Annotated in this window: 13 protein-coding genes; 6 read left to right on the forward strand and 7 right to left on the reverse strand. The window is 31.5% G+C overall.

Annotated elements, in window-relative coordinates:
- The first annotated feature begins 108 nt into the window (after window positions 1-108).
- Window positions 109-291 (forward strand): hypothetical protein, encoded by a 183-nt coding sequence (locus FD688_RS03320; RefSeq protein WP_138741779.1) that lies wholly within the window; start codon window positions 109-111, stop codon window positions 289-291.
- A gap of 140 nt (window positions 292-431) precedes the next feature.
- Here the strand turns inward: FD688_RS03320 and FD688_RS03325 are convergent, their stop codons facing one another.
- From FD688_RS03325 to FD688_RS03335, 3 genes are read right to left on the reverse strand one after another with little or no spacing between them, the layout of a single operon-like run.
- On the reverse strand, window positions 432-1,430 hold the full coding sequence (locus FD688_RS03325; protein WP_138741780.1) for a serine hydrolase domain-containing protein: 999 nt from the start codon (window positions 1,428-1,430) through the stop codon (window positions 432-434).
- A 16-nt stretch (window positions 1,431-1,446) separates the two neighbouring features.
- Window positions 1,447-3,282: an ABC transporter ATP-binding protein gene (locus tag FD688_RS03330; RefSeq protein ID WP_138741781.1), complete on the reverse strand. Its 1,836-nt coding sequence runs from the start codon at window positions 3,280-3,282 to the stop codon at window positions 1,447-1,449.
- Window positions 3,266-4,999, reverse strand: a complete 1,734-nt coding sequence (locus FD688_RS03335; protein WP_138741782.1) for an ABC transporter ATP-binding protein — start codon at window positions 4,997-4,999, stop codon at window positions 3,266-3,268. The genes FD688_RS03330 and FD688_RS03335 overlap by 17 nt, the downstream gene beginning before the upstream one ends.
- Before the next feature lie 130 nt (window positions 5,000-5,129).
- Here FD688_RS03335 and FD688_RS03340 point away from each other — a divergent pair, with 130 nt between their 5' ends.
- From FD688_RS03340 to FD688_RS03350, 3 genes are all read left to right on the forward strand, one after another.
- The gene (locus tag FD688_RS03340; RefSeq protein WP_054449812.1) at window positions 5,130-5,459 is read left to right on the forward strand and encodes a hypothetical protein; all 330 of its coding nucleotides are present in this window, start codon (window positions 5,130-5,132) and stop codon (window positions 5,457-5,459) included.
- Window positions 5,460-5,570: 111 nt separating this feature from the next.
- Window positions 5,571-5,924 carry a hypothetical protein gene (locus tag FD688_RS03345; RefSeq protein ID WP_138741783.1) on the forward strand — a complete coding sequence of 118 codons (354 nt, stop codon included), beginning with the start codon at window positions 5,571-5,573 and terminating at the stop codon, window positions 5,922-5,924.
- Window positions 5,925-6,028: 104 nt separating this feature from the next.
- On the forward strand, window positions 6,029-6,583 hold the full coding sequence (locus FD688_RS03350) for a cysteine hydrolase family protein (RefSeq protein WP_190242898.1): 555 nt from the start codon (window positions 6,029-6,031) through the stop codon (window positions 6,581-6,583).
- Between the two features lie 128 nt (window positions 6,584-6,711).
- Here FD688_RS03350 and FD688_RS03355 read toward each other — a convergent pair whose 3' ends face one another.
- The 3 genes from FD688_RS03355 to FD688_RS03365 are packed head-to-tail and all read right to left on the reverse strand — an operon-like array spanning window position 6,712 to window position 9,182.
- Complete coding sequence (locus FD688_RS03355; RefSeq protein WP_138741785.1) at window positions 6,712-7,428, reverse strand: ABC-2 family transporter protein; 717 nt, start codon at window positions 7,426-7,428, stop codon at window positions 6,712-6,714.
- Window positions 7,409-8,218, reverse strand: coding sequence for an ABC transporter permease (locus FD688_RS07475; RefSeq protein ID WP_138741786.1), 810 nt, complete (start codon window positions 8,216-8,218; stop codon window positions 7,409-7,411). The genes FD688_RS03355 and FD688_RS07475 overlap by 20 nt, the downstream gene beginning before the upstream one ends.
- Window positions 8,193-9,182: an ATP-binding cassette domain-containing protein gene (locus tag FD688_RS03365; RefSeq protein WP_138741787.1), complete on the reverse strand. Its 990-nt coding sequence runs from the start codon at window positions 9,180-9,182 to the stop codon at window positions 8,193-8,195. The genes FD688_RS07475 and FD688_RS03365 overlap by 26 nt, the downstream gene beginning before the upstream one ends.
- A 920-nt stretch (window positions 9,183-10,102) precedes the next feature.
- Here FD688_RS03365 and FD688_RS07355 point away from each other — a divergent pair.
- Window positions 10,103-10,261 carry a hypothetical protein gene (locus tag FD688_RS07355; RefSeq protein ID WP_190242896.1) on the forward strand — a complete coding sequence of 53 codons (159 nt, stop codon included), beginning with the start codon at window positions 10,103-10,105 and terminating at the stop codon, window positions 10,259-10,261.
- A gap of 82 nt (window positions 10,262-10,343) precedes the next feature.
- Here the strand turns inward: FD688_RS07355 and FD688_RS03370 are convergent, their stop codons facing one another.
- Window positions 10,344-10,721, reverse strand: a complete 378-nt coding sequence (locus tag FD688_RS03370; protein WP_138741788.1) for a DUF1304 domain-containing protein — start codon at window positions 10,719-10,721, stop codon at window positions 10,344-10,346.
- A 193-nt stretch (window positions 10,722-10,914) separates the two neighbouring features.
- Here FD688_RS03370 and FD688_RS03375 point away from each other — a divergent pair, with 193 nt between their 5' ends.
- Window positions 10,915-11,478 (forward strand): Ltp family lipoprotein, encoded by a 564-nt coding sequence (locus FD688_RS03375; RefSeq protein WP_138741789.1) that lies wholly within the window; start codon window positions 10,915-10,917, stop codon window positions 11,476-11,478.
- Window positions 11,479-11,585 lie beyond the last annotated feature (107 nt).

Here is an 11,585-nt window from a genome sequence, read left to right on the forward strand (position 1 = left end):
CAAATATTAATTTTTCTTTAATATCATTGACTTAATGAAGTTATCAATTTACTATAATGTCAATCGATAAGTGTTATCGATTGACATTATAGTAAAGGAGGAATAAGAATGGATAACAAAGTTGACTTTAAAAAATTGGAACAACTTGTGATAGAAGAACAAGGTCAAATGAACGAAAATACTATTACAATTACTATTCCAATTGGTTTAACTGCCGTTGGTTTAACTGCAGGCTTTTCAGCATATGAAGATGGCATGAAGAAGAAGAAGAAGAAGAAGCATCATCGCTAAAAAACTGATAACAATGTTTTTTTATCGAGAGAACTAAAGCGTCGTTATCCTAACGATGATTTCTCTGCACAAGAAAAGATTGACGTTTCTGAATCATATTAATAAACAAAAAGACGGATACTTAAAGTATCCGTCTTTTTTTATTTATTTTCGTTTAAATAAGTTTCAATCAAAGGTTTACGACGTTCAATATAATATTCATTGGGTGATACTGGATGAATACGGTTAGATAGGAATATCATAGCGCGTTTCTTTTCAGGGATAATGACGATGAAGGTTCCGGTAAAACCAGATTGCCAGATAAATGGCATCCCCTTGTAATTAATTCTTTCAAAGCCATAGCTCCTTCCTAAGTCATGCTTAGTCTGGTCGGTGTAAAAACCACGGACCGTGTCGGAGCTTAGGATTGGATTATCCTCTGGATTCAATACTGATTCAACAAATAACAATAAATCATCCATATTACTGAACAAACCGGCTGAACCACAGTCTTCACCTAATACTTGCGCCTTTGGATCATGAACTTTCCCCTGCAATAAACCATTTTGTTTATCATAGGTGGTTGGTACACAGCTACTTGCCTTAGGATGAAATGAGCTATTATCCATGTGTAATGGCTTTAATACCATTTCTTGTATCAATGGTTGAATCGATATTCCAGTCACCTTCTTGGCAATTAATCCCAAGAAAATAAAGTTAACATCGGCATAATGCATTTCGTGGTTTAAACCACTTCCAGCTTTCAGTTGTAATAAGGCCTTAATTAAATCATCGTGATTTAATTGGTCACGATGTGGAATGTAACCCTCAATTCCTGAAGTGTGAGTAATTAAATTGCGCACAGTCACCTCTGGATATTGCCATTCTGGTAGGTAGTCGGTAATTGAATCTTCTAGTGATAATTTACCGTCTTCGACGAGCTTTAGAATCACCATCGTGGTTCCAACTACTTTAGTTATGGAGGCCATATCATAGATTAAATGACCGTCGGTTAATGGTTCTTTTTCAGGTAATAATTGTTTATTCCCAATCAAATGACGTTGAATACCATCTTCATCAATAAACGCGTAGTTCACTCCTGGGACGACCCCATCGTCAACTAGCTTTTGAATCGCCAATTCAGTTTTATTATATTTCATCGTCTTCATCACCTAATTATAGATTGTTACCAATAAATTGAGAATTGTATAAGTCAGCGTAGAAACCATTTTGTTCCATTAATGTCTTATGGTTACCTGTTTCTCTAATTTGTCCATGGTTCATCACAATAATCTTTTCAGCGTTTTGTACCGTTGATAATCTATGTGCAACAACGAAACTTGTACGACCTTGAATCAAACGATCCATTGCGTCTTGGATTAATGATTCCGTTCTAGTATCAACGGAACTAGTAGCTTCATCCAGAATAAGAATTTCAGGATTAGCTAAGAATGCTCGAGCAATTGTAATTAATTGTCGTTGCCCTTGAGAAATGTTAGAAGCATCTTCATTTAGCACAGTATTATATCCATCAGGTAATTTTTCAATAAATTCATCGGCTTGAGCTTCTTTAGCAGCTTGATATACCTCTTCGTCAGTTGCATTGGCATTACCATACTTAATATTATCGAAAATGGTACCAGTAAATAACCAACTGTCTTGTAGAACCATTGATATGTGTGATCTAAGTTCACTACGTGAGTATTCACGAGTATCGATACCGTCTAACTTAATCGAACCAGAATCAATATCATAGAAGCGCTCTAACAAGTTAATGATAGTGGTCTTACCAGCCCCAGTTGGTCCGACAATCGCAACAGTAGTTCCTTTTGGTACATCTAAGTTAAAGTCCTTAATTAAAGGATTGTCTTCAACATATCTGAAGTTAACATCTTCAAACTTAATCTTATCGTTGGTGTCTTCGTGAGCCAACTTAACGTCTGAATCCTGCATCTCTGGTTCATCTAGAATTTTAAAAATTCTTTCGGCAGATGCAATAGTTGATTGAATGGTATTAGTTAAGTTAGCTAAATTAGTGATTGGTTGGTTAAACATATTGACGTATTGTAAAAATGCTTGAACATTACCTAAAGTAACTGCACCTGCGGCAACCTTAATTCCACCAAAGATAGCAACAAAAACGTAGTTTAAGTTCTTAACAAAGTTCATTAATGGGAACATAAAACTAGAAACGAATTGTGCCTTCCATGCATAACTGTAGTAATTATCATTTTGTTCTTCGAATTGTTTAATTGCTTCTTCTTCACGATTAAAAGTCTTAATGATAGTATGACCAGCAAAGTTTTCTTCAACTTGACTGTTAACATCACCTAAATGACTTTGTTGTTTACTGAAGAAACGTTGTGACTTAGGAGCAACTACACCGACGATGATTCCAATCAACGGTAATGTACAGATGGCAACCAATGTTAATGAAAAACTAATTGTTAACATCATATACAAAACACCAAAGAATAAAAGCACACTGGTGATAAATTGAGTTAAGTTAGTTTGAAGCATTGTAGAAATATTATCCATATCGTTTATCATTCTAGACATAATATCCCCATTAGAATGGGTATCATAGTATGAGATTGGTAAACGTTCTAGCTTAGCTTTTAAATCTTTTCTCAATTGGTAAACAACCTTTTGAGAAATATAAGTCATAATAAACTGTTGTCCAACATTAAATAACGCTGCCAAAATATACAATGAAGCGACCGTTATTAAGATGTGACCAACTGCTGTAAAATCAATTGGAATTGAAGAGATGTGTAAACCTTGTTTCTTCATTACAAAGGCTTTCATCACACCTTTATAAATTTCGGTTGTCGCTTCCCCTAAAATCTTAGGAGTAACAATTTGTAAGACAACCGCAGCAATTGCCATGATTAATGTGAAGACGATTCCTAGCATCCATGGTTTAACATACTTCACTAAACGCCATGTTGCTGACCAAAAATTTTCTGCTTTAGCGCCCTTTCCTTTTCCATGATTATGCACGGTCGTCATCTCCCTTCTTAATTTGTGAGTCTAAGATAGCACGGTAATATGGGTTGTCCTTGGATAGTTCTGCGTGAGTGCCTGATCCAACGACCTTACCATTGTTCAATACCAAGATGACATCAGCATCGGCAACAGTTGAAATTCTTTGCGCAACAATGACTGTTACAGCGTTTTTAATCTTTTCATCCTTGTTTAATGCTTGTCTTAATTCGGCGTCAGTCTTGAAGTCCAATGCTGAGAATGAATCATCAAATACATATATATCTGCATTCTTTAGAATAGTTCTAGCAATTGCCAAACGTTGTTTTTGACCACCAGAGAAGTTGTCACCATTTTGTTCGACGCGGGCATCTAATCCGCCCTCTTCTTTTACAAAGTCATCAGCTTTAGCAATTTCTAGTGCATGCCAAACTTCATCATCAGTAGCATTTTCATTACCATACATCATGTTTTCCCTAACAGTACCAGTGAATAAAACTGCCTTTTGTTGAGTGATTGATATTAACTTGTGAAGTTCTTTTTGCGACATGTCCTTGATTGGAGTGTCATCAATTTTGATTTCTCCACCAGAAACATCATATAGTCTTGGAATCAAGTTCACCAAACTAGACTTACCTGAACCAGTTTCCCCAATAATAGCAACCGTTTGTCCAGCTTTAGCCGAGAAATTGACATCCTCTAGTGCTAATTTAGTATTATCACCATATTTAAAATTAACATGGTCAAATGAAAGACTAGCGACACTGGATTTAGGTTCAACTGGATTTTTAGAGTCTACGATCGAATCTTCAACATCCAAGACTTCATTAATACGACTAGCAGATGCTTGCGCTCTTGGAATAAATACAAAAAGCATTGATAGCATCATAAAACTAATCAAGATTTGTGTAGCATAAGTCATAAATGATACCAAGTTACCAACTGCCAATGAATTAGTTGAAATCATTTTGGCACCAAACCAAACAATTCCAACATTTGTAGCACTTAATATCAAAGTCATAAGTGGAAACATTAGTGAAGTTAACATAAAGACTTTAATTCCAGTCTTAGCATACTTATTATTATATTTATCAAAACGGTCTTGTTCATATTGATCACGATTAAATGCACGGATAACACGAACACCGGTTAGACCTTCTCTAAATACTAAGTTCAATTTATCAGTTTGACCTTGTAATTTCTTAAACAATGGTCCCGCAAATGACATAATAACAAATACAGACACTAATAAGACACCTAATGCACATAGAAAGACAACGGTAAGATGTGGACTCTTAACAAAGGCCAATACCATTGCTCCTACCAACATAATTGGTGCCATTACCATCATTCTTAATACTTGAATCATTACGTTTTGGATTTGAACAACATCATTAGTATTTCTAGTAATTAATGATGCATCCCCAAATTTATCCAAGTCTTGATCAGCTAAATAAATGATTTTGCGGTATAAAGCTGATCTAATTTTCTTTCCCATTTTTTGAGATTGAGTGGCAGCAAAGAAAATGTTTCCTCCTGCTGCTAATACCCCGATAAATGCAACTCCTAACATCTTAAGGCCTTGTGTCCAAATATAATGAATATCATTTTGAGCAACACCCTTGTCAATTAAGTTAGAAGTAACAGTTGGTAAATACAAATCACTTGAGACTTGTACAACCATAAATAGGACAGCAGCAAGTACTGCCCACCATACTAAATACTTTTTAGCAAGTTTTATCATATTTACATTCACTCCGAACGATTTTTTTATTAATTGCCGTTTTAAAATTCAAATGATTATTATATACTCTAATCGTAGATTTTAAAAGGAATTGAACCCTTTTATTAAATACAAATAAAGGAGTAATACTATGGGAAGCAATTCAGATGCACTTAGAAACGTTTTAACGTTTGTCAAAAACAATCCTGATAAGGTCATCATTAATAACAATAAGTACAACAATGCCATTCAAATGCTCATCCAAGATGACGTTGCTGTCGGTAATCCTGACCTATTCTTTCCCAAGAACAGAATTAGAGCTAACCGAATGAATCGAGCATTTTTAGAGGAAAATAGTCACCTCTTAGATTATTTCAGTGAAATGACCGATACAAGTTCAATGGCATTCAATGACGTCTGGATCTCTACCAGTCATATCTTAGACCTAGGTAAATATTTCTTAGATTTATCTTTTGAATAGACTCAACATTAACTATAACAAAATTTTTATGCTATAAAAAGCAACATCTTGACGTTTTTTATTTTAAATAGTATTATTTTATACTGTTAGTATAAAAAACGGAGCTATAAAATGAACAGTAAAATCGCCGCAATTATTATCTCAATATGTGAATTCTTCCTGGTTGCCCTATATACTGCAACCGGAACGATATACGCATTTTCAGATGGTCTCGACATTGAAAATGCCGACATAATCGGCTTAATATTCTTTATCCTCGCGCTTTGCTATCTAATTCAAATTATCTTCAATTTCTTTTTAAGAAGCATATTAGCCAAAGAAGTATTTTTAGGAATCCTAGTACTGATTTTCTTCGCTACTTGTATGTTTACTACGGATATTAATCTTGAATTAGTAATCATTAATTGGATTGTGATTATCGCAAACATTTTAAACGTGATGGATTTAGACTTATTGAAATTCTAAGTAGGACAGTTTGTCCTACTTTTTTCTTATGTTTTCGATTAATAAAAGTGAATATTATTAATTATTAATATATAATAGGTAGTAATTTAATTAAGGAGTTATCCATTATGAGTAATGAAGCCTTACTGATTATTGATTACACAAACGATTTCGTTGATGATAAAGGAAAATTAACCGTTGGAAAACCTGGTCAAGTGTTGGTTGACTACATCGTTGATCTAGCGGAAGAATTTCGTCAAGCTGGCAAGTGGGTCATCCTGCCAACCGACTTGCATCAAGAAAATAACCCTTATCACCCAGAAACTAAGTTATTCCCTCCTCACAATTTAAAAGATACTTGGGGACGTGAATTTTACGGCGAATTAAATAACTGGTATAACGAGCACAAGGATGAAGAAAAAGTCTATATGTATGACAAGACTAGATACAGTGCTTTTGCCGGAACTGATTTAGATCTTCGATTACGTGAAAGAAAAATCGATACACTACACCTAGTTGGGGTCTGCACAGACATCTGTGTATTGCACACTGCAATTTCTGCTTATAATTTAAACTATAACGTGGTTGTTCATGAAAAAGGTGTCGCCGGATTAACTCAAGCTGGTCATGACTTTGCATTAAATCATTTCAAAGGTAGCCTTGGTGCTATTGTTAAGTAAACAAAAGAAGCTATCAAATGATAGCTTCTTTTGTTTATTCCGAAAACTTATAATTTTGTATTATAAATAATTTCATCAATTAATTAACACTTACATAATGCCTAATACTAAATTTCCAAAAAAATCTGCTAATTATAAATAAAACAATTGCAATAACTATAAAAAATATGATTCTGTCTTATTACATATTCCGCAGGAATGTTTGTACTACATAAAATTGGTAAAAGAATTAAAAAAACAGCATTACTTGTTTTTTTGAATACAATAGATGGAAATTGATTTAATGACAAAATACCGAAAAACAATTCATGTATATCATCTATATTAATAAACCAAATTGCAGAAGTAGTTACTATGAACCATAAACTGTAGCAAGTTAAAATACTTACTAATACTAATAATATAATTATTGGTAAGTATTTTATATCAATCAAATTATAGTAAGTAATAATGATGATTGGCGGCATGACATTTAAAATATTTCCAAAGTCAAACTTTCTGAAGGACACGAAAAATTGACTATCAATTGGTTTAATTAAAATATTATCAAGGCTACCATTTCTTACCATTCTTGGGAAATATGGTAAGTTGGATATACATAAACTAAATAATATTGATTTTATTATCTCGCTAAATGAAACCAAAATTAACAAGTATCTTAAAGAAACGCCATGAATACCATAAGCAGAAATATATATATATTTGTAAAAAAACACGCTTATAGTAAACCATGTGGCCTCATCTATAAAGCTAATAATAAAATTTGTTCTGTAAATTAATAAATTTGCAAAATTTATTTTTATAAGTGATAACAAAATATTTATCTTATTTTTCATTTCCGTCATACCTCATTAATCCTCTTTTCCAAAATAGCATTATCAAATATGCTAATATTAGAATCCAAATAAAAATAATCAGTAAAGCTTTTAAGCAATTGAAATAATCTATTTTTTTTAAAATTAAATTTAAAGGAAAATATATGATATAAGGAAACGGTGTAAAAAAAAGAACGCTTTGTAATTTTTCTGGAAATAAGCTCAAAGGAATCAATGATCCTGCAAAAAACTGAATAATTATTTCAAGAGTATATGAAACTGCCGAAATTTCTATTATAAAAAAGGACATAAGTATAAGTAAGTAATATAACAAAAACGATATAATTGATGAACATATCAGGAAAAAGGTAAATAAAAGAAGCGAGATAAAAGTATTATTATTATAACTTCCCTTAATAACGTAAAAAAATAAAATAATAAAAATTAGTGGAACATTAATAAGTAGTTTCAGTAAAACACCCGCAAAAAAAGAGGACATCCTGTATTTAAAATAAGATATAGGTAACAACAAAAATTTAATAATTCCACCTTCACGAATATCATTATTCATATCCCATTGGAAGTCTGGTGTAATACAGACATTTAATATACAACTAAATAAATAGTAAATAATCATTTGTGTTCTATCGAATCCTCCTACGATAGATGAATAGTTGTAAATATATAACCATATGACTATATACCCAAGAAGTGGTATAGACGAAAATAGAAAGTTCAATAAAAATGATGATCTATATTGTAAGTGTTTTTTAAACTTTAATTCAAATACTTTTTTATAAATTCCCATTTTTTTCTCCATTCAGGTACAATTCTTCTATTATATCTTGCATATCTAGGCTTCTAATTTTAAAACTAATTATGTCATTATCTAATGAAATAACTTTCAAACAATAATCAATCTTCTTTTTTTCTATTTTTATGGTTAATCCATAGTTTGTAATATTAGTGACAGCATTAGATATCTTTTTTATTATCGGATGAATATTGGTGATACTAACATCAAGATATACAAATTCATCATTTATGTTACTTAAACTTTTTATAGATCCATCATAAATTTTTTTACCTTTAGAAATAACTATTAACCTATCAGATAATGCAGTGATGTCATCAATACTATGACTTGTTAATATTATTGTCGTTTCATTTCTTTTCTTGTAATCATTTAAAAACTTTCTTATTTCTTTTTGAGTTATGAAGTCAAGTCCTATTGTTGGTTCATCTAAAAATAAAACATCAGGGTCATGAATTAATGAACAAATCAACTCGCATTTCATTCTTTCACCTAAAGAGAGTGATCTTGTTGGTGAATCAATTATTTTTTCTATTTTTAATAATGTTAAAAGTCTTTTTAGGTTTTCATTAAATTTATCGTCAGGTATATTGTAAATTGACTTATAAAGATTAAAGGTTTCCCTTGGTGATAAATCCCACCATAGTTGACTTTTCTGTCCCATTACAACACCTATTCTTTTTAAAAAAACATTTCTTTTCTCAAATGGAGAATAACCTAATACTTTAACTTCTCCCTTTGTTGGCAAAATGGTTCCATTCATAATTTTAATTAGTGTGGATTTCCCCGCACCATTTTCACCAATCAATCCAATAGTTTCACCTTTGCAAACAGAAAATGTTACGTCATTTACAGCATTTATTTCTTCAAAGTTTCTAAAAAAAATTGATTTTATGTAGGAAATAATGCCACCACTTATAATGTTTCTTTTATAATTTTTTTGAACGTTATTTAATTTTATAGTTTCCATTTAAAAAAATCTCCGCTAGTCGGTACTACAACATGCCCAACATTGTTTTTGTTTATTTCTTGTATTATTTTGACACCACATCCTATAATTTCATCATGGCGTAGAGTAACTATCATTTTTTTGATATTCAATTAACACATTTTTCATATCAACTATGATAATTTTGTCATTAACCTCATCAATTAATTCCATATTATCACTATGTTATTGATTTCATCTGATAATGAAGTTGTACTAATGTTCTTTTCTTCATCGTTCATATAATCACCACTTTTTTAAGTTATGAATGAATAATAACATGTTATTATTTTTCAAACCCATTTATAAGCGTTTCTTTATAAAATATTAACTTTACTTAAATTAAAAAATCTTTTTTGTGTTTTATGCACTATATTACATATTATTAATATAAAAAATTGATCAATTTCTAAAATAAATCTTTAATAAGAATATGCTGAAACATAGGAGATATTTTTTGACGATATATATATTTATATGATAATGATTAGATGACTTTAAAGTATCCATTCCAATACCACAAAGCTATTTAAAGATTTGCACAATATTTTACTTTTATAAAATTGCAATATATGTAATACGATTTTTTATTTTCAACTCTCATTCTAAAATTTAACTTTACCTTTCTCTCATATTAAAGTTGTAAAATACGAATATTCCTTTTCAATATATCTGATAACTATTAAGGGGGAGAAAAATTGAAAAAGAATAAAAATAAGACTGTCCGATTACTATGTATATTCGCAAATTTATACCTATTAATCTCTAGTCTAATATTTGGCATAATCCTTTTGAAAACCTCTAATCGGATGGTAACTGAGGGATTTTCCCAAATATATAGCTGGTTTTACGTCCTATCGCTAATCACCCTAGTAATTTGTTTAATTGCACAAATACTCATTATGTTCGTTAATAATGTGCAGTTAAAAAAACTAGCCATTTTTGAGATTGCTTTTGTTGTTTTTGAAGGCATTATTTTCACGTTAGGCGTAATTGACTGGCAACTAATGATTAAGACAATCTTAACTGCCTTAATCGCGTTGGTTTTACATATACTATAATCTTCTCGAAGAATCCTTATCTGCCATATGATAAGGATTCTTTTGTAAATAAAAAACGTCACTATCCAGTGACGTTTGTGTTTTAAATGTTATTTGTTATGAATAATGAAATCAAAGCCAATGCAGCTGGCAAGCCTTGAGTGATGATAATCTTCTTGTTAGCGGTAAATCCACCAAAGATAGCTGCAACTACTACGAATCCTATAAATAGATATAGGTTAAAAGTTGCAATCGATTGTGGTAAAACAAACATTGTCAATATTATACCTACACCAACAAAACCATTGTATAGCCCTTGGTTAGCCATACTAATTTTGGTCGCTGGTGTAAATAGGTATTCCATTGATAGATCAAAAGCTTTTTGAGCCATTTTGGTACGACTGAAGAACATTTCCAAGATCATGATGAACAATGCTTCAATCGCAACAATTAACGCTAATACATCACTGATAATTTGCAAACTAATCACCCCTTATCATTCGTTTAACTCGATTCTAACATACTATAAATAAACAGATTTAAGTTCGAGAGATTGTTTAGAATTTCTTAAATCAAATAAAGATTATATACTAATTATATTGCTATTAACCTTGTCTCATCTTTACAAAAGTGATAACATTATTTACTTATTTTTTCTATGAGGGAGATAAATAATGCAAAACAATAATGTTAAACCGTGGTATAAAATATGGTGGGTATGGGTCATCATATCAGCTTTCTTCTTTCTTTTCTTGATTTGTATAGTCGGTGCCAACGTAAACGATGATAAATCAACTGATAAAGCTGATACAACTCAAGTATCAAAGAATGATGACAGCGATTCTAACGATACTTCTAACGATGATAGTAATTCTTCAGACACGAGCAGCAGTAGTTCAGACACAAGCAACGATGATTATGATTCGAACGGAACTGATGATCAACAAAAAGCTTTAGACCAAGCTAATTATTTTGCTAACGACGCAAACATGTCAAAGGCCAAAATTTATGAACAACTAACTTCTAGTTATGGTGGTAACTTCTCTTCAAGCGATGCTAACTATGCTATCAGTCATCTAGATGGCGTTGATTGGAATCAAAATGCCTTAGCAACCGCTAAAAAATATGTTGATGATTATCACATGTCAAAAAGCGAGCTTTATGATCAACTAACTTCTAGTTATGGTGAACAATTCACCGCATCACAAGCTCAATACGCTATTAATAATTTAAACTAAAATAAAAAGCACCATCACTAAAAGTGACGGTGAACTGAACCCCTTGAGTTGGAGAAATCTAACCTAAGGGGTTCTTTTATGTTTTCTAAAGAATTAAAATTAGCTGC

The sequence above is a fragment of the Apilactobacillus kunkeei genome (assembly GCF_005930975.1).
Taxonomy (GTDB): domain Bacteria; phylum Bacillota; class Bacilli; order Lactobacillales; family Lactobacillaceae; genus Apilactobacillus; species Apilactobacillus kunkeei_E.